The organism is Leyella stercorea DSM 18206, assembly GCF_000235885.1.
GTDB classification, from domain to species: domain Bacteria; phylum Bacteroidota; class Bacteroidia; order Bacteroidales; family Bacteroidaceae; genus Prevotella; species Prevotella stercorea.
Genome location: NZ_JH379345.1, coordinates 1 through 19,914 on the forward strand (window position 1 = coordinate 1; position 19,914 = coordinate 19,914).

The following is a 19,914-nucleotide window of genomic DNA, read 5'->3' on the forward strand; positions in this document are numbered from 1 at the left end:
TTTAGAATAAGGGAGTTTTGACACACCTTCATTACCAATGCCTTTTTCTTATTCATATTTACTCTCTAATTATTTTACTTTTACTTAATGTTTCCCGTCTGATAGAACTCCAGCATGTTGAGGTTGAGTATGGCGAGATACTTGCTCTGCAGTTCGTTCTGTTGCGCCTGCAGAAGATTAGTCTTGCCTGTCATCAGTTCTACGGTGTTCTTCAGACCCTGCTTGAACTGCTCCGATAGAAGCTCGTAGCTTGCCTGCGCACTCTCAGTCGAAATGCGTGCCGCCTTGAACTTGTTCTGGTTTGTCACAGCCTGCAGCCAGTAGTTCTCGATAGTGGAGTAGAGCGTGGTCTGCTTGTCCTGCAAGTCGAGCAGATAGCTCTGCTTCTGCAGCTTCGCCTTGTTCACGGCAGTCTTAGTCTGACGGTTGTCGAAGAGCGGAATGCTCACCGTCACGCCGCCGCCCAAGCTGAAGTTGTTCTTCATCTGCGTGCCCCACGCGTTGTCGCTCATCGACGAAGTAGAGGTCGTAACGCCTGCGTTGAGGCTCACTGTCGGCATTCTGCCCGCCTTAGCCACCTTTATGCCGAGGTCGCTGCTCTCGATGCCGAGCTTCGCGTTCTTTATTTCCGGCCGCTGTTCGAGCGAAGCCGTGTACACGTCGTTCAGTGCCGGCACTGCCTCAAGCGCCATGTTGTCGGTCGTTGTAGGTACGACTATGTCGAACTCCTCGTCGTTCGTTATCTGCAGCAGTTCCTTCAGCTGGCGCTTGTAGTTGCGCAGGTTGCTCTCGGCTTCCACGATGGCGTACTCGTCCTGCGCACGCTGCGCCGTGAGCTGCGCCAGGTCTGCCCGGCTCATCTTGCCCACCTCTACCATTGTCTTGCCGCGCTGCTCGTTGGTCTGGCTTGTTTTCAGACTCTCTTTTGTCACGCTGATAGCCTCGTTCGAGTAGAGTATCTGCACGTAGAGCTGCGCAATCTGTTCGAGCACGCTGTTGGCTGTTGTGGCAGAGTCGAGTCGCGCTTGTTCTACAGCCACCTTGTTCAGCTTCACGTTGTTGCGGTTCTTGTTGCCGTTCCACACCGTCCAGTTTCCCATGAGCGAGTACGATCCGTTGTAGTAGACCTTGTCCACGCTCGACTGCACGTAGCCGTCCGCCACCGTAGCTCTGCCTTGCTGTGGCCACGGCGTGTAGCTTACGTTCTGCGATGTAGACAGGTTGAGCGACGGCAGCAAAGCCGACTGGCTCTGCTTCACGTCCTCCAGGGCGGAATACTCCTGTATCTTCGCTTTCTGCAACTTGATGTTGTTAGCCAAGGCGTAGTCGATGCAGTCTCTTAGCGACCACTGCTTAGCCGCACATTCGGTTGACGGCGACAGCAGGAGAAGTCCTGCCAGACAAGTCATCCCAATCTTCTTCATACTTCAATAATCTTTAATTGATTCATTATTCTTTTATAATCTCTCTATAATAGGAGGGTATGGCATCTTGCCATACCCACGCAACCTTAAACGCTGCCTTTAGCCTACACCTTCCTGCTCGTTTACTTCAGCTGCTGCAGACGCGCGATATACTTGCCGAGTATGTCGAACTCGATGTTCACGCGTGTGCCCACCTTGATGTCGCAGAAGTTGGTGTTGTCGTGTGTGTAGGGGATGATGGCCACGGTGAACGAGTTCTCCGTAGGGTTGCACACGGTGAGCGAAACGCCGTTCACCGTTACCGAGCCCTTGTCTACCGTGAAGTAGCCACGCTCCGCCATCTCGCGGTCGAACTTGTACTCGAAGGTGTAGTATGTCGATCCGTCAGCGTCGCGCATCTCCTTGCACACAGCCGTGCCGTCCACATGTCCCTGCACGATATGACCGTCGAGGCGGCCGTTCATCAGCATCGAACGCTCTACGTTCACACGGTCGCCCACCTTCAGCTCGCCGAGGTTAGAGCGGTCGAGGGTCTCCTTCATCGCCGTCACGGTGTAGCGGTCGCCGTCGATAGCCACCACCGTTAGGCAGACACCGTTGTGCGCCACGCTTTGGTCTATCCTCAGCTCGTCGGTGAAAGAGCAGGTGAGTGTGAGGTCAACATTCTCTTTATCGTTCTTCAGTGCTACGAGTGTAGCCATTTCTTCTACTATGCCAGAAAACATATATACTTTGTTTATGTTTATATTGTTTGTACTTGTTGCTTGTTTTTATTGTTGCATTATTTTCATTCGATGTCGAAATCTGCAGGCTTTAGCTTGTAGAAGTCGGGATACACGAGGTCTATGTCCTCTTCCGAAGTGATGCCATACAGTTTGAATACCCAATAGTCGATTTGCCATTCATTTTCTTTTACGAACATTTTGTCAGAATCTGGTTCTCTGTCTTTTGCGAATATTCTATCGTAACATGTCTCTATTTCTGAGAAATATTTATTGTTTTCATCATCTATTTCCGGTAGAGGAAAATTGTTTATGTCTGTTATCAGTACTTTGGGGAATGTTCCTTTGCTCGCCTTGGGAGCGAAGCGGAGAAGGAAAAATGTAGCCAGTCGGCTGTTCAGTATCCCCCATAATGTCTTGAATGAATAGACGTTGTTGTCTTCATTCTTTATTACGTCTATTATTCCAGGGTCGTTGATGTATGTATCTTCAGCGTAGCAAGCCATCAACGGATTGATGATTTCACGAACGAGCAAACGAGGAGAACTGAAATATTTCATATCAACATATGTACCAACGTGTTTGCCATATTTAACGTACACATTGCTTGGAGTACATTTGTATTTTGTTATATTCTCTCCTTTTATTTCAAGTTCGTAACTATCGTTGAGTTTCGTGTCTGAATGCCATCTTTGTTCTTCTTTTATTATTTTGGCTTCTTCTTTGCCAAAGTTTTTCTCAAGATCTTTTAGGCGGTATGGTATATATCCTTGTGATACGTCAAAGAACTCGTTCAGTCGTCTTGGCAACGAGTTGATTTTTGACACAATGCCTTTTTCCTGCTTTGTCAGGTACAGCGCAAGTCCCCAGTTTTGTGAGAATTTATCAATCAGTTCTGATTTGTCAACAACGAGTCTTTTACGTCGTGTCAATTCCGTGAAATAATCCTTTCCCGACGATTTCTTGCCTTCCGTTTCGTCCGAAAGATTGCGCGTGTTTCTATAACCGATATTATTTTGCTGATTTGCTGATTTCTGTAGGGTAATAACAGAGTTGCGAACTGTTGCTGCCTCAAATATTTGAAAATTTGTACAATCCAGCAGTTCCACAATGCTCCAATTGTTGAATATGTCTTTACGATATTCTTTTGCATTGACATTGAATAGCCACGTATTCGGAATGATATACGCCAAATATCCGTTGTCTTTCAGCAACTCTTGTCCTAAGGCTATGAAATAGTAGTATATTTCGTAGTCGGGCATGTGCTCGTACTTTTCTTCCACGGTTTTGCGGTATCCGTCTTTTATGGATACGCCGTAAGGTGGATTGCCTATTATGCAGTCGAAGCCTATGAACTCGCCTTTCTCGTTCAGTGTTTCCGGAAACTCATAACGCCATTCAAATGCTCCCAAATGGGCATAGCGTGTCGAAGCCTCTTCTAATGAAACACGAAGCTTCTCTTCCTGCTTGCGTAAGTCGGAGAGCCGTTTGCTCTCGGCTTCCTCAGGCGGAAAGAGCGAGTTGTCGAGCAAGAGAATGTCGGAGCATACCTTCACCCATTTCTTGTATTTGTCGGTGTCTTTGTCGTAGCCTTCGTTGAGCTTCGATTTTATCATCCAGATGTCGTGCTCAACGATGTGCTTATTCTCTTTCGACGGACTGTTCTTGTAGTGAGCCACATGATTCTTGTAGTCGCCTATGGTGACGTTTGCTCCTCTTAGCACATGGTCAATAGGGGCATCCAATGGGTATTTCATCACCAACGAGTTGCCGCACTTTATGTTTATGTCGATGTTTGGCAGCGTCTGCAGATGGCGCTTGCCGTCGTTGCCCTTTATGTAATAGGCGTTTTTCAGCAGTTCTATCCACAAGCGTAGCTGGCATATCTCTGCACTGTTGGGGTTTATGTCCACACCGAAAAGGCAATTCTCGATGATTGTGCGTTTCTCCTCGAAAAGTGTCTCCTGAACCAATTGGCTCTCGCTGTCGTTCGGGTTGTAGCGCAGCTCGCCGTCGGCATCGGTCACAACCAGTTCGTCGTCCTCTACGTCTACGCGATATTTGAAACGCTTGCCGTCGATGGTCTTCAGCACCTTCAGCTCCCATTTTATGGCTATCAGTTCGTTGAGAGCCGACACGATGAAGTGGCCGCTGCCGACCGCAGGGTCGCAGATGCGTATGTTGTTGATAAGGCTGTTCACCTCGTCGCGTCGCGTCTTGTCGGTAGGGTCGAAGTCTTCGGCGAGCTCGTCGAACGAGGCGTATTGTGTGGCATACGTTTGGTTGTATTTGTCTGTCACGCAGCGGCGCAGCGTCTCGCGGCACAGGTATGACGTGATGTATCCTGGCGTGAAGAACGAGCCGTCCTTGTAGCCGTTTATCTTCTCGAAGATGAGTCCGAGCACCGAAGCGTTTATTATTGTCTTTCCGCTCTCGCCTGTATCTGCACCGAAGTCGTAGCTGTCGAGAAACCTCTTCAGATAGTCGAGTATGTGTATTCTGCCAGTCAGTGTCTTCCCCTTATTGTCCTTCAGACAGGTGTTCTTCATAACAGCCACTTCGCTGTCGCGCAGACTGCTTATAGGGAAGTATTTCTGCTCGATGTCGGTAAGCTCAAAAAGCGAGCTGTTAAGATATGGAACCTCTCCGAATTTGGCTCGCATCTCGTCAGAGCGTTCTGCCTCGGGTATTGCCATCACTTTGCAGAACAGGTAGTGCATCAGTGCAAAGTCGGTGAGTTTGTCGAAGAATGCATATTTTCTCTTGCTTCCGTTGAAGGCTATCAGTTGCGACTCAAGAAGCTTCATGAATAGTGTGCGGTTTATCCACACTATCACCAAGCCGAGAGCTGTCTCAAAACGTGCGTCGATTTCTCTACCCGTTACCTTGTCTGTCGTAATGTCGTAGTCGGCAAGTATGGCGTATGCTTGTTCGAACACGGAGTAGGCTTGCCGTTTCTTCGCTTCGAGGCGTTGTATTTGGTGCTTTTCGCCACGCTCCTCAAGTCCCATTATGTACAACAATTCGGTATAGAACTTTCTGTTGAGGGTGTTATGGTCTTCAGCAAACGGCAGTTTCTGTAGGTGGATAGGGGAGAACAGCTTGAATAAAGCCTTGAAACGTGGCTTTGCAATGATGTCGGCAGCAGAAGTTTCTTTAGCGATTGTTTCCAAATCGACGAAAGTGAACGAAAGTTTGTCTTTTACAGCCTCTACTTTCGGCCTTATTATCTGGTTGTAGATATACTCTCTCTTCTCGTTTGCCGTGTTCTCCGACGATTTTATCTCGCTTACCAGTTTCCGGTCCTTGCCGAATAGTTCCCAAAACTCGGCTTTCTCGAAAATAAAATATTTGTACCCGTCGGATATGACGAGGTGCTTTATACTTGTGTTTTTCTTTTCGTGTTCTTCAAGTATATAATAAAGTACAAGCTCGAACATGGCTTTCTTTACAAGATTGTCTTTTGTTACCATTTCCGCGCTATTCACTTTCTTGAACTCGAAAAGTACCACATTGCGTCCGATGTTCTTGTCCTTTATGGTAAGGTCGGTTTTTTCCGACGCATTAATCTCGTATGTCGTTGAAGGCCATAAGGTCTGCTCAAGAAACGTTTTAACACGTCCCTTGTTGCTCTCTTCTGGGTCGGTTGGGTTCAGCTCGTTTAGGAGTATCTCGAGCTGGCAACGGAAATTTTCCAGCTCGCCCATGTCGGTGGGTTGTCTCAGATACGACTTCTGTATCGACTGCGATGGAGTCAGTATGTGTTTGCTTTCGTATACCATTGGCGCAAGTTGTATTCTACAATTACAAAGTTACTTAATTTTATCCGACTACAGTGTGTGTGTGTATCCTATTTAACGTGATTTATAAAAAAAAAGGAGACTGCGCCAACATGTGTCGTAATCTCCTGTATATTAAAAAGGGACGCCCAGTGATGTGATGAAACTCCGAGTATACAAGATTTGAGAGCTCTCCGCCTTTGTAATCCACCGGCTTTGCAGCTTAGTCCACTGAGGTTTTATATGGCCCGCCATTGGCAAAAGAAGTCTTCTCGGTTTCGATTTTATTATTGATGAGTATCCCGATCGAACATGGCGCGCCCCTATGTTTTTTCTTTTTTGCTTGTGCAAAGTTAATACATTCCTTTTATTCTGACAAGTGTTTAAGCCATTTTAAATGTTTGCAATCGACATGATATTGGCGAATACACCAGCTGCCGTAACGCTTGCGCCTGCTCCATAGCCCTGGATGAGCATCGGATACTCGCGGTAGCGTTCGGTGGTGAGTGCCACGATGTTGTTGCTGCCCTGCAGGTTGTAGAACGGGTGAGTGCTGTCTACCTCCTTCAGTGCCACAGAGAGTTTGCCGTGGTCGAACGTAGCCACGAAGCGCCAGCGCTTGCCTTCTGCGTCGAGCTGCTTGCGTCGTGCTTCGAAGTCGGCATCCAGCTGAGGCAGGTTCTTCCAAAACTCCTCAATGCTGCCCTCGAAGAACTCGTCGGGTATGAACAGGTGTTTCTCCACATCTGTCTTTTCTACCTTATATCCTGCCTCGCGAGCGAGGATTACGAGCTTGCGTATCACGTCCTTGCCCGAGAGGTCGATGCGTGGGTCTGGTTCGCTGTAGCCCTGTTCCTTGGCGCGGCGCACAGCCTCCGACATGGTAACGTCAGCCGACAGCTCGTTGAAGATGAAGTTGAGTGTGCCCGAGAGCACCGCCTCTATCTTCAGAATCACGTCGCCCGAGTTACGCAGGTCGTTGATGGTGCCGATGATAGGCAGTCCGGCACCCACGTTTGTCTCGTAGCGGAAGAACACGCCACGTGCCAATGCCGTCTCCTTCAGCAAGGCGTATTTCTCGTATGACGACGATGCAGCGATTTTGTTGGCTGCAATCACCGATATGTTGTGCTCCAGCAGCGGCTGGTAAATCTCAGCCACGTCCTTGCTCGCCGTGCAGTCGACGAACACGCTGTTGAAGCAGTTCATCTCTATTATTGCGTCGCGCAGTTTCTTGTCGTTGCTCTCGGGAGCGTCGGCAAGCAGCTGGCGATAGTTGGCGAGGTCAATGCCGTCGCGGTTGAATAGTGCCTTCTTCGATGTAGCGATGCCTACTACGTTCAGCTTCAGTCGCTTGGTGCGCTTGAGCTCCTCGTACTGGTCGTGTATCTGCTCGAGCAGCTGTCCGCCCACGGTGCCCACACCGCATACGAAGAGGTTCAGCACCTTGTATTCAGACAGGAAGAACGAGTCGTGTATGGCGTTGAGTGCCTTGCGCAGATGTTCGCTCTTCACTACGAACGAGATGTTGGTCTGCGATGCACCCTGCGCACATGCTATCATGCTGATGCCGGCTCTGCCCAGTGTGCCGAAGAGCTTGCCGGCTATGCCCGGCACGTGCTTCATGTTCTCGCCTACGACGGCGATGGTAGCCAGTCCGCTCTCGGCGTGCATGGGGAACATGGCACCCGTCTCTATCTCCTTTGCAAACTCGCCGTTGAGCACCTCTACAGCCTCCGCTGCATCCTGGTCGCGCACACCGATAGACGTTGAGTTCTCCGACGAAGCCTGCGACACCATGAACACGCTGATGCCGTTGTCTGCCAGGGCGGTGAAGATGCGGCGGTTCACACCGATGACACCCACCATCGACAGACCGGCTACGGTGATGAGCGTGGTGCCGTTGATGCTCGATATACCCTTGATTGGCTTGTCGTTGTTAGCCACCTTCTGCTTGATGATGCTGCCCTCGCTGTCGGGGTTGAACGTGTTCTTCACGCGGATAGGAATGTTCTTCACGCAGACGGGGTAGATGGTAGGCGGATACACCACCTTCGCACCGAAGTTGCAAAGCTCCATCGCCTCGATGTAGCTCAACTCCTTAATGGTGTAGGCGGTCTTTATGACGCGTGGGTCGGCTGTCATAAAGCCGTCCACGTCGGTCCATATCTCAAGAATGTCGGCGTCGAGTGCTGCGGCGATGATGGCAGCGGTGTAGTCTGATCCGCCACGGCCGAGGTTCGTAATCTCGTCGGTGTCGCGGTCTTTGCTTATAAAACCCGGAACAAGCGAAATGCGCTGCAGGTCGCTGAAGGTGCGACGCACGAGGCGGTTGGTCAGTTCGGAGTCGAGAGTGTTTTTATGGTTCTTGCGCACGGTCTTTATGAACTCGCGCGAGTCGTACCACTTCGCGCCCTGCACCAGGGTTGCCACGATGTTCGAGCTGAGTCGCTCGCCGTAGCTCACGATGGCGTCCTGCGTCTTCTTCGAGAGGTCGTGTATGAGGTACACGCCGAAGTAGATGGAACGCAACTGCTCGAAGAGCGAGTCGACGATGTTGAAGAGCTGCTCGCGCTTGCGTGGGTCGGTGATGATGGTGTCTATCATCTTGTGGTGGCGTTCCACCATAGCCTGGAATTCGTCCTTCCACGCCTCGTCGCCTTTCTGTGCGAGCACTGATGTGGCGATGAGCTTGTCGGTGATGCCGCCCAATGCGCTCACCACGACGATGATGGGCTGCTCCTGCGCCTCTTTCTCTACGATAGCCTTCAGGCTGAGAATACTCTCTACGGAACCCACTGAGGTTCCGCCAAACTTCAATACTTTCATTTCTTTTTGTTCTGTGGTTAATGTCTCCATACCAGGGAGACGCTTGTGTTTCGATGCTGACGTGGCTCGTAGCGCAGTGCAACTGGCGTGCGTCGGGGTCCTCTTTACGAGCGAGGTTTCACGCTACTCCGTGGTCGTCATCTGCGTCAAGCGACAGCGTTAGCACCGTGTCGTTGACAATAAAGTTATTGGGATGTGGGGACAAAATTACGAAAAATGTTCTTAAAACGTTACGTTTCTTATGAAAATCGCATAAGTTTGTGTAATTTTGTACCCTAATAGGAGGATATGGCATCTTGCCATATCCACGCACCCCACCAGGGGGTGCAGTGGTCCCCACTGCACCAACCAAGCAAAAAATAACAACATAATAGATATTAATAGGAGGATATGGCATCTTGCTATATCCACGCACCCTTCAAAAAAATAACAACATAATAGATATGATTCAGGAATTTCAAATACGAGTGCTGCCCGTGGTAGCCTCGAGCGAGCAAAACATAATAAGCTACATTGCCGACGAGAAGGGCATCGACGCACGCACCGTCAACGCCGTGCGTGTGCTGAAGCGCAGCATCGACGCACGCCAGCGCACCATCTTCATCAACCTCACCGTGCGTGTCTACATCAACGAGATACCGCAGGACGCCGAGTACGTACACACCGAGTACGGCGACGTGAGCCGGAAGCCGCAGGTCGTGGTGGTAGGAGAGGGCCCCGGCGGACTCTTCGCTTCGCTCCGACTCATCGAACTTGGCTTGCGCCCCGTCGTGCTTGAGCGTGGCAAAGACGTACGCCAGCGCAAGGTAGACCTCGCCAACATCACTAAGACACAGGCTGTAGCCCCCGAAAGCAACTACTGCTTCGGCGAGGGCGGTGCCGGTGCCTACTCTGACGGCAAGCTATACACTCGCTCCAAGAAACGTGGCAGCACAGAGAAGATTCTCAACGTGTTCTGCCAGCATGGAGCCTCTACGTCTATCCTCGTCGATGCCCATCCGCATATCGGTACCGACAAACTGCCGCAGGTTATCGAGGCTATGCGCAACACTATCATACGCTGCGGTGGCGAGGTTCACTTCCAAACCAAGATGACTCGACTGCTGCTCGAGGGCGACAAGGCGGTGGGCGTTGAGGCTGTCGACCTGCAGACGGGTGCCGAGAAGACATTCCGTGGACCGGTCGTTCTCGCCACGGGCCACTCCGCACGCGATGTCTACCGCTACCTCGCCGAGGCGAAGATAGAGATTGAGGCGAAGGGCATCGCCGTCGGCGTGCGCCTTGAGCATCCGTCGCAGCTGATAGACCAGATACAGTATCACTCGCGCAACGGACGCGGCAAGTATCTGCCCGCTGCCGAGTACAGCTTCGTGACGCAAGTGGACGGCCGCGGCGTCTACTCGTTCTGCATGTGCCCCGGCGGCTTCGTCATTCCGGCAGCCACCGACAAGCAGCAGATTGTGGTGAACGGCATGAGCCCCAGCAACCGCGGCACACAATGGTCCAACTCGGGCATGGTCGTAGAGACACGCCCCGAGGACGTGGGCGGCGACGAGAACGATCCGTTGCGCGTGATGCACTTCCAGGAGGAACTGGAGCGTGCATGCTGGCAGCAGGGCAACATGAAGCAGACCGCTCCGGCGCAGCGCATGGCAGACTTCGTGAACAACCGCCTGAGCTACGACCTGCCCAAGAGCAGCTATGCCCCCGGACTCATATCCTCGCCCCTTCACTTCTGGATGCCGCAGCACGTGGGCAAACGCCTGCAGGAAGGCTTCAAGAAATTCGGCAAGATGAGTCACGGTTTCCTCACCAACGAGGCGATACTTATCGCCACCGAGACACGCACATCATCGCCCGTGCGCATCACCCGCGACTTCACTACGCTGCAGCACGTGCGTATACAGGGGCTCTTCCCTTGTGGCGAGGGTGCAGGCTACGCCGGTGGCATCGTGTCGGCTGGTGTCGACGGCGAACGTTGTGCAGAAATGTGTGCAGAGTATCTGAAAAATTAAGTTTTGCGAAAAAATCTACCATATCTTCCAGTTTCCTTATAATGCTCTGTATCTCAGATATATAAAGGATGGTAGATGGCTGGTAGATAGCTGAGGATAGTCCGAATCTTCCAGTTATCTGCCATTTATTATAGCAGCGTGACAACGATGTTGCGGTAGCGTGGCAACGATGTTTCGGTAGCGTGGCAATAAAGTTGTTGTAGCGTGGCAATAAAGTTTCGGTAGCGTGGCAATGATGTTTTAGCTGTAGTTTAATACTTATAGTTGTCCACTTACTGTTTTAACTGTAAAGCCTGTTGCCACAGTTTATATTTAGTTTTACTATTAGTTGATACTATTTTTTGGTAACGACTTTTGTCTCACAAAACCACACGTTTTACATACTTTTCCTCAGCTTTTGCACAGTTCACTACAGCTGTCTTTTTGACGATAGCTTTGCAATGGACTACATTAATTATGGCGACAAAATTATCTATTGTGCAATGTACCTGTATATTGGCTACATCAACGAGGCAACTAACTTTGCTGAAAGTCAAGGTGGTGGCGGTAGCGACACCAAGGATTGGGGACGTGAGAAGGACGAAAATGAGATAGAATGGATAAGACGATGTTTGCGACAGGCGACAAAGATGATGAAACCAATGAAGAGGAAAGGCTTGAGTAGATAAAATATTAAGGGAGGAGCGCATTTCGAAACGCCCCTCCCAAATTATTTTACAACTCGCAATGATTTTGCGAATCACTATCCTTAGTAACGACTTGAATAGTGAGACGAGTGTGAGCTATGCGAGCTGTGAGAACTGTGTAAAGAATGAGAACTGTGCGAATAGTGACCCGCAAGAGAACTCTTTACCATGTCAATGGCTTTCTGCAAAACCAAAGGCTGGTTCTTCTGCTTCTCAATTTGTGTTGTTTCGTCATTATTGCCCAATACGTTCATGATGTTATCAGAAACGTTGGCGCAATAACTCGTTGTCGCGATAAATGCCGATAGTGCTGTATCGGTACCAAGCGTAGAGCACGAATCGGTACCCTTTTATCTCAAATCATTAGGATTTGGGATAAAAACTTGAGCGATATTTTTTGATGTATATATACTAGCATCGCGGATACACTTACAATCTTTTTTGCTTTTAAGTAAAAAGTGGCAATCAGACGTGGGGCAGCTCAACGATGAAACTCGTGCCTCTGCCTTTTTCCGAGTGTACGGCGATGTTGCCTTCGTGCAGCTTCACAATCTTATGGGCGAGCGTCATGCCGATGCCGTGACCCTCTACGGCGTTCTCTTTCGCTCCGCGATAGAACAAGGTGAAGAGCTGCTGTTTGTCTTCTGCCGACATGCCGCAGCCGTTGTCCGACATACGCACTATGCTCCAGCGGTTGTAGAACGAAATCTGCACGATTGAGGAGTGGTTGGCAGAGTACTTGCAGTTGTTTTCTATGAGATTGGCGAAGGCAATGTTGAGCAGATAGGGGTTGCCGTGCGTGGTTATGAGTCGGTCGTCGTCCTCCTCCTCGTTAGAGAAGAGCAGTTCGATGGAGTAGTCTGGGTGCGCACGCAGAATGAGTTCGCGCACGTCGAGCAGCAGTTCGTCGAGGCGTACCTCGTGCATGCTAATCTTCTCCTTGCAGTAGTCGGCCTTTGCCAGATTGAGCAAGCCGTCGATGAGTCGGGTCATGCGCTTTGCGTCCTGCAGGATGTTCTGCATAGCGTGTCTGTACTGCTCGTTGGTGCGGTCTTTCTGCAGCGACACATCCAGTTCGGCGGTGAGGGCGGCAAGCGGAGTGTGCAGCTCGTGCGACACGTTGCTGACAAACTGCTTCTGCGACTCGAACGAAACCTCAAGTCGGTTGAGCAGCGCATTGAACGCAATGCAGAGTTCGCCCAACTCGTCCTTCTCGTTCTTCACCGGCAAGCGGCGGTCGATGTGCGAGGCGGTGATAGTTTCAGCCTCGTTCACAATGTTCTGTATCGGTTTCAGCGCAAGGCGTGCGAGGAAGTAGCCCGCAACGAAGAGCAGCGTGAGGCCTATTATGAAGAGAATGATAAGCGTGTTCTGCAGGCCCGATAGATTGGCATGGCCGTAGCCGTCGTAGGCGGCGGCGGTCACGATATATTCTTTTCCTTTGTAGAGGTACACCATGCCTATGCCCTGATACTTGCCTATGCTGAACTCTATCTCTCGCTGTCTGAGTATCTCGTTTATCATCTGCTGCGTCTCCTTCACTATGTCGTTGTGTATGGCATCGTGGTAGAGCATGTGGAAGTCGGTGGTGTATACAGCCACCTCCACCTCGTTGATGAACTTGCGGTTGTTCAGATACACCGACTGCATGGTCTGTGCATCCACTTGTCCGGCAAGGAACAGATTAGCCTTCGTTATGCCCTCGCTCTTGAGGTCGCGGAAGAAAGTCTGCGCGCGGGTGTGCTCGCTGAGCAGGTATATGAGAACCGTGCACAGCAGGAAGATGGTAGCTGTGACACAGGTATATTTCAGAGTGAGGGTTGTACGTATTTTCATTATAGTCTGCTTGTTAGTATGAAGCCCACACCGGGCTTGGTGTGTATCAGTTTCACGTCGAAGTTCTTGTCCATCTTCTTGCGCAGATAGTTGATGTATACGTCGATGAAGTTGGTGCCGGTGTCGAAATGCGTGCTCCACACCTTCTCGGCTATCTCTATGCGGCTCACCACCTTCTCGACGTTCTCCACGAGATACACCAGCAGGTTGTACTCCTTCGGCGAGAGCTTTATCGGCGTGTCGCCGCGCATCACCTCCTGTCGCTCAAGGTCTATCTTCAGGTCGGCGTAAGCAATCTGCTTCGGCGCTTCGGTGCCGCTCACGGCGCGCCTCTTGAGTAGCACGCGCACCCTTGCGAGCAGTTCGCGGAAGTCGAACGGCTTCACCATATAGTCGTCTGCGCCCACGTCGAAGCCTTCGAGCTTGTCGTCTGCAGTGCCCAGCGCCGTGAGCATCAGTATGGGTATCTGCTCGTCGTGCTGGCGTATCTGTTGGCACACCTCGAAGCCATTCAACTTCGGCAGTATGATGTCGGAGATGACGAGCTGGAAGGCGTTGTTCTGAAAGAGGCGCAGCCCCATCTCGCCGTCGTACGCCACCATTATCTGATAGCCGTTTTCCTCCAAACCTATCTTCAGAAGGTCGGCCACACGCTTTTCGTCCTCTATAACTAATATGCTGATCATAGTTGTTCTGGTTTGTGATTTACACTTTTCGACACATGAAACTGCTGCAAAGTTACACTTTTCTTTCTTTAAAACTGCTGAATTGCAGCTATAATTAGCAAGAATTTATGTAGACTGTGTTAGTATGGTAGGAAAGTTAATTAACTCTCCTAATTGGTCAGAAACTGCAGCACAGACGTGCGCTGAGCACAGTGAAGCTACCTACCTTGTTGTTGATGTATTGGAACGAGGGCTGCAGAGCGATGTGTCGGTTCAGTTGGCGGCGGTATGTCAGTTCAACGGAGCACTCTGTGCCCTGCTTGAATCGGGCGCATTGAACGGTTGCGCCGCACAGGTTGAGGCTGTCTGTGTATGCGCAGCCCGCCTCGGCGTATCTGTAGCAGGCACTTTGGTGACAGGTGTTCTCAGAGTATTGCGCCATGCACGTCACGCTGCGCTCGGCTGACGACCATACCGGCTGTTCGCCGTACACCCACCATGCGCAGGTAGTCTTGCGCAGCGCCTTGTCGGCAGACACCATCTCGCCATCCTCCTGCACAGGATATTGCCGCGAGTGTACAGCTACGCCAGCGAAGTAGTGCGCACCGCGGTTGGCATACTCCAGTTGCGAGATGTTGAACACTCCGTCTCGCTTCGGGTGCACCACGAACGGGTTGTCCTTGCGCTTCCATCCGTTGTAGCCTGCGCCGTTGTACAGACTGTTCTTGAAAAGCCAGTTGCCCTTCGACACATCGAAATAGACGGTAAGCCCCGAGAGCGGATAGTTGGCTATGGGATAGCTTGCGGCGATGGTGGGGAAGATGCCGCACGAACTGTTGGTGAATAGCGACGTTACGTCGGACGTGAAGAAGTCCTCGTTCACGTTCCTCACGCCTACGAACAGATGCGCCGCCTGCCACTCGTGCATGTAGCCCAGTACGGCGAGGGTGGCAACGCGGTTGTCCTCCTCTATGTTCGAGAATGTCTGCCAGTCGTCGGCTATTCTATCGTTGGTCTTAGCGATGTGTAGAATTGAGGCCTCAATGGTGCCCTTGCCGTCGAAGAGCTGTATGTCCATGTTCAGGCGCAGCAGGTTCACCCAGTTAATCTTGCGCTTCATGTCCCACTGCCATTCTGCGGTGTATTCGCTCGAAAAGGTTTGTGCAGCGCAAAGGCAGGGGAAGAAGCTGCTTATAATAATAAGAATACGTTTCATTTCTGATGTTTTGTGTTTTGCACACCCTCCTCCTATTATAGCCAGCGCTTGAACACGTGGATGTACAGCGTCTTGAGCCACTGCGTGAGCACGCAGTAGGCGAGCAATATGCCGACGAGCCACGGGAAGTAAGACAATGGGAGCGGCGTGAGACCAATCGAACTGCCGAACGGTGTGAACGGTATGCAGATGCCCACAGCCATGATAGAGAACGTCATGAGCATTACGGGCCACGAAGCCGAACTCTGCACGAACGGCACCTTGCGTGTGCGTATCATGTGTACGATGAGTGTCTGCGAGAGCAAGCCCTCTACGAACCAGCCCGACTGGAACAGCGACTCCATGTCCGGACCCTGACACTTGAACACCCACCACATCACCAGATAAGTAGCGATGTCGAATATCGAACTGATCGGACCAATCCATATCATGAAGCGGCTCAAGTCACCAGAATCCCAGATGCGCGGACGGCGCAGATACTCGCTGTCCATGCGGTCGAACGGAATGGTGGTCTGCGAGATGTCGTAGAGCAGGTTCTGTATGAGCAGATGGATAGGCAGCATGGGCAGGAAGGGCAGGAAGGCGCTCGCTACCAGCACGCTGAACATATTGCCGAAGTTGGAGCTGGCGGTCATCTTCACGTACTTCACAATGTTGCCGAACGTCTTGCGACCTTCGAGCACACCGTTCTCCAGCACCATCAGGTCTTTCTCCAACAGGATGATGTCGGCACTCTCCTTTGCTATGTCCACAGCCGAGTCTACCGATATGCCGATGTCCGACTCGCGCAGTGCTGCAGCGTCGTTGATGCCGTCGCCGAGGAAGCCCACTGTGTTCTGGTTCTTCTGCAAGAGCTGTATGATTTCAGCCTTCTGCATCGGTGTCAGCTTAGAGAAGATGCTGCACTTCTCCACCATTTGCGTCTTCGCCTCCTGGCTCATCACCTCCAGTTCGGGTCCGGTCGTGGCGTTAGCTGTGTCGATGCCCACCTGTCGCGCTATCGACTTCACCACAGCGTCGTTGTCGCCCGAGAGCACCTTCACCTCTACGCCGTGCTCGTGCAGCTGCTTTATGGCTTGCGAAGCCGACTCCTTTGGTGGGTCGAGGAAGGCGAGATAGCCGATGAGCACCATGTCCTTCTCGTCCTCGATGGCAAAGTTGTTCTCCTTGCTCAAGAAACTCTTCTGCGCCAAAGCCAGCACGCGCATACCCAGCTCGTTCATCTCCATCACGAAGCGCAGCGCTTTCGCACGCATCTCCTTTGTCAGCGGCAGCACCTTGCCGTCGAACTCGGCATGAGAGCACACGCCGAGCATCTCCTCCACAGCGCCCTTTGTGATGATTTGTCGCTTGCCGCTGAGGTCCTCCACCACTACCGACATACGGCGGCGTTGGAAGTCGAACGGTATCTCGTCCACCTTCTTGTACGAACGGCTCAGCGACTCCAGTCCCAGCTCCTTCACGTGCGAGAGAATGGCACGGTCCATGAGGTTCTTCAGTCCTGTTTGGAAGTAGCTATTGAAGTAGGCGTGGCGCAGAATGCGGTTTGCCTTGTCCTCCGTGCCATCCACGTTCACGTGTCGCTCCAACACGATGTGGTCCTGCGTCAGCGTGCCCGTCTTGTCGGTGCAGAGAATATTCATCGCGCCGAAGTTCTGAATGGCGTTAAGGTCCTTCACGATAGTCTTCTTGCGCGACATGGCAAGCGCACCCTTCGAGAGGTTCGCCGTCACGATCATAGGCAACATCTCCGGCGTCAGACCCACAGCCACCGATATGGCGAAGATGAACGCCTCCATCCAGTCGCCCTTCGTGATGCCGTTCACCAGAAACACGATAGGCACCATTACGAGCATGAAGCGTATGAGCAGCAGACTCACCTTCGTGATGCCACGGTCGAACGCCGTAGCCGCACGATGTCCCGCCACGCTCTTCGCTATAGTGCCGAGGTAGGTGTGGTTGCCCGTAGCGAACACGATACCCTTGGCAGAACCGCTCACCACGTTAGATCCCATGAAGCAGATATTATCGAGGTCAACGATGCTGCCCGAGTGCTCGCGCGGCTTCGAGAGCGTGGCGAACTTCTCTATCGAGTCGGACTCGCCCGTCAGGCTCGACTGGCTTACGAACAAGTCCTTCGACTCCACGATGCGCACATCCGCCGGAATCATGTCGCCCGCCGATAGCATCACAACGTCGCCCGGCACCAGTTCCTCGTTGCTTGTCTCGTCGCCCGGTGTTCCGCCTCTGCTTGCCGTGCCTGCACGCACCACGTAGCACGTGTTCGTCACCATCTTCTGCAGAGCCTCGCTCGAACGGTTAGCCTTCCACTCCTGTGTGAAGCGCAGCAGCGCACTCAGCACAATCATCGTCGTCACGACAACAATGGAAGTCCAATCCTTGTCGCCCGGGTCAGCCATCCATACGTCCATGACGAACGAGATAGCCACCAGCACCGTCAACACACCCACGAACGGATTGATTAACGCCTTGGCGAGCATCACCAACGGGCGCTTCTTCTTCTCGTGCTCAATCTCGTTCTTGCCGTACAGCCCCTGTCGCTTCTCCACCTCCTCGTCAGTCAGACCCAGTGATGTGGTCTGGAAGTGGGTGTACACGTTCTCCAGTTGCACCTTTGCTGCCATCAGCACCCTCTCGGTGTTGAAGGCAATCTTACTGTTTTTCTTTTTTGTCTTCCACATAATTAGTTCATTTTAATGGGTTGTTGTTTTCGTTTCGCGCTGCAAAATTACTCACACAATCCGATAGCGTCGGTTAGAAAACTATTAGAGCCGTATTAGAATTCCATTAGAACAGGCTCTAATGGAATTCTAATACGGCTCTAATACATCTCTAATATAATAAAACAGGAAAAGACCGTAACTTTGCCGAAAAACAAATAGTTATGATTCTCTTTACTGAATTTCTTACAAGAATAGGATGTGCTTTTCTTATGGGTACACTGATTGGAGTGGAGCGACAGTACCGCCAGCGCAATGCCGGACTGCGCACAAACATTCTCGTTGCAGTAGGCGCAGCCGCATTTACGGTGTTGTCCTATTCGATGACAACAGGTAGCGGCGATCCCTCGCGTGTGGCTGCGCAGATAGTGTCGGGCATTGGCTTTCTGGGTGGCGGATTGATTCTGAAAGACGGCTTCACCGTGCGTGGGTTGAACACTGCTGCTACGATATGGTGCTCGGCAGCCTGTGGCACGCTCTCGGGTGTGGGTGCCTACTGCGAGGCTGCCGTATTGGTGGCGTGCGTGTTGATTACGCATTGCCTTTTCCGTCCGTTGTGTACATTCCTCGAAAAGCGTACAGCCAAGGTGTTCCACTACTCTGTGCGTGCTGAATGTCAGCGCAATGCGTCAGGCAGCGTGCAGAAACTCATCATGGATACGCTTGCTTTCGACCAGGACGTAAGGCTCAATTCGCTTTTCTATAAAGGCGATGACGACCGAGTAACTGTTTGTTGCGACATGGAAACGTTAGGCGAACACAAAGTGCTCTTAGATCTCGTTGTGTCGCGACTGCGCTCACGCTCGGAGGTGTTCAGCGCAGGATGGGAGAAAGAAGAATCGCCACAGGAAGACTTCTGATTATTACATATTGCTTAGAGTGATTTCCGATGTGATTGAAAGTTAAATACGTTAAATAATCACCTTTTCGTATCTAATCAGAATCCATACAGTCACTTTTCTACCGTTTAGAGCGTATAACACTGATAATCAACTAATAATAAATTCAGATATTGTAACCTTCCATCCAAAATCAAGTCTGACATCATTCAACGTTTTGGCGAAAAAGTCTTTGAATCATGATAGTAATAGAATCCAAGCGTAGAAAGCGCAAAAGCGCAAAAGCACACTGAAGAACATGCAGAGAACCTGCAGCCATTATATCCGAAAAATGCAAGCTTTGCAGCGTCACTAAAAACATTTACTTAAACCATACAATATGAAAGTATTAGTATCTTTTCTGATATTCATGACCAGCTCGCTTTGCTGCTATAGCCAGTCTTCCGTGATGGGTGCGCCGCGACCGTCTGCTGCGCTGCTTGCGTCTTTCAATGATATCATTAGCATTGGTGAGCTGATAAAGAGTGTGAAAGAGGGCAATGCTGGTATTAAGAAGATTGCGGAAAGGAGCGGCTATGCGTTTCGCGGGCGCTATCACGACCCTGAGTTGAACGATTTCTACTATGAGGATGTGTACTATAAGAATTGTATGGTGGCGGCAGACGGCAGTCCGATTAAATATGGTAAGGGTAACTCTTCTGTGCTGATAGCTGGAAGCGTTGGTTTCGGATCTTTCGTCTCAATCCGTGTCTACAACAAACGTGCCTATAACTACATAAAATCGGAACTAAGGAACAAGTTCCATTTCAAAACCGCGGAGGTCGATGGCAAGTGGGCAACGCTGAAGAAAGGAAATGTGGTTGTTGACGTATCCGTGGATGGGAATGCCTATTGTTTCACCTTTTACATCAAATAGACGTTGTTTTTTTCGTTAACTTTATTTGCCAAATAGTTTGTATTATTTTGGAGCGTATGTGCATTTTGTACTTACTCTTTTTTTGACATCTTTAGATAGAGTTAATTAAAATAAGAATGGAGTTATGCCAACCGCGGCATAACTCCATTCTTTTCCATGCTTCTAATTTGCTTAATATCTTGCGTTTGAACATAGCGTTTGTTTTAATTCATGGGCAAAGTTACTACAAAAAAGTGAAATGCGGAA

The 19,914-nt window shown here is 50.9% G+C and carries 13 protein-coding genes; 4 read left to right on the forward strand and 9 right to left on the reverse strand.

Annotated features, from left to right (window positions below; genetic code table 11):
- Positions 1-80 precede the first annotated feature (80 nt).
- The 4 genes from HMPREF0673_RS00590 to thrA form a co-directional block, all read right to left on the reverse strand.
- A complete protein-coding gene (locus HMPREF0673_RS00590) occupies positions 81-1,424 on the reverse strand; it encodes a TolC family protein (RefSeq protein ID WP_007896759.1) in 1,344 nt (447 codons plus the stop codon).
- A 122-nt stretch (positions 1,425-1,546) separates the two neighbouring features.
- On the reverse strand, positions 1,547-2,149 hold the full coding sequence (locus HMPREF0673_RS00595) for a riboflavin synthase (RefSeq protein ID WP_007896760.1): 603 nt from the start codon (positions 2,147-2,149) through the stop codon (positions 1,547-1,549).
- 62 nt (positions 2,150-2,211) lie between these two features.
- Entirely contained in the window at positions 2,212-5,928 is a 3,717-nt protein-coding gene (locus HMPREF0673_RS00600; protein ID WP_007896761.1) for a type IIG restriction enzyme/methyltransferase, read from the reverse strand.
- A 390-nt stretch (positions 5,929-6,318) separates the two neighbouring features.
- Positions 6,319-8,754 carry a bifunctional aspartate kinase/homoserine dehydrogenase I gene (gene thrA, locus HMPREF0673_RS00605; RefSeq protein ID WP_040596136.1) on the reverse strand — a complete coding sequence of 812 codons (2,436 nt, stop codon included), beginning with the start codon at positions 8,752-8,754 and terminating at the stop codon, positions 6,319-6,321.
- A 443-nt stretch (positions 8,755-9,197) separates the two neighbouring features.
- On the opposite strand from thrA, the gene HMPREF0673_RS00610 reads away from it, so the two are divergent.
- Positions 9,198-10,769, forward strand: coding sequence for an NAD(P)/FAD-dependent oxidoreductase (locus HMPREF0673_RS00610; RefSeq protein WP_007896763.1), 1,572 nt, complete (start codon positions 9,198-9,200; stop codon positions 10,767-10,769).
- 482 nt (positions 10,770-11,251) lie between these two features.
- Complete coding sequence (locus HMPREF0673_RS00615; RefSeq protein ID WP_040596137.1) at positions 11,252-11,437, forward strand: hypothetical protein; 186 nt, start codon at positions 11,252-11,254, stop codon at positions 11,435-11,437.
- A gap of 80 nt (positions 11,438-11,517) precedes the next feature.
- Here the strand turns inward: HMPREF0673_RS00615 and HMPREF0673_RS15015 are convergent, their stop codons facing one another.
- The 5 genes from HMPREF0673_RS15015 to mgtA form a co-directional block, all read right to left on the reverse strand.
- Positions 11,518-11,751, reverse strand: a complete 234-nt coding sequence (locus tag HMPREF0673_RS15015) for a hypothetical protein (protein ID WP_083825681.1) — start codon at positions 11,749-11,751, stop codon at positions 11,518-11,520.
- 169 nt (positions 11,752-11,920) lie between these two features.
- Positions 11,921-13,291, reverse strand: coding sequence for a HAMP domain-containing sensor histidine kinase (locus tag HMPREF0673_RS00620; RefSeq protein WP_007896765.1), 1,371 nt, complete (start codon positions 13,289-13,291; stop codon positions 11,921-11,923).
- The gene (locus HMPREF0673_RS00625; RefSeq protein WP_007896766.1) at positions 13,291-13,977 is read right to left on the reverse strand and encodes a response regulator transcription factor; all 687 of its coding nucleotides are present in this window, start codon (positions 13,975-13,977) and stop codon (positions 13,291-13,293) included. The genes HMPREF0673_RS00620 and HMPREF0673_RS00625 overlap by 1 nt, the downstream gene beginning before the upstream one ends.
- A 157-nt stretch (positions 13,978-14,134) precedes the next feature.
- Positions 14,135-15,172, reverse strand: coding sequence for a carbohydrate porin (locus tag HMPREF0673_RS00630; RefSeq protein WP_007896767.1), 1,038 nt, complete (start codon positions 15,170-15,172; stop codon positions 14,135-14,137).
- Positions 15,173-15,207: 35 nt separating this feature from the next.
- A complete protein-coding gene (mgtA, locus tag HMPREF0673_RS00635; protein ID WP_172633630.1) occupies positions 15,208-17,877 on the reverse strand; it encodes a magnesium-translocating P-type ATPase in 2,670 nt (889 codons plus the stop codon).
- A gap of 200 nt (positions 17,878-18,077) precedes the next feature.
- On the opposite strand from mgtA, the gene HMPREF0673_RS00640 reads away from it, so the two are divergent.
- Positions 18,078-18,773, forward strand: a complete 696-nt coding sequence (locus HMPREF0673_RS00640; protein WP_007896769.1) for an MgtC/SapB family protein — start codon at positions 18,078-18,080, stop codon at positions 18,771-18,773.
- A gap of 358 nt (positions 18,774-19,131) precedes the next feature.
- A complete protein-coding gene (locus HMPREF0673_RS00645) occupies positions 19,132-19,668 on the forward strand; it encodes a hypothetical protein (protein ID WP_040596138.1) in 537 nt (178 codons plus the stop codon).
- Positions 19,669-19,914: the final 246 nt, after the last annotated feature.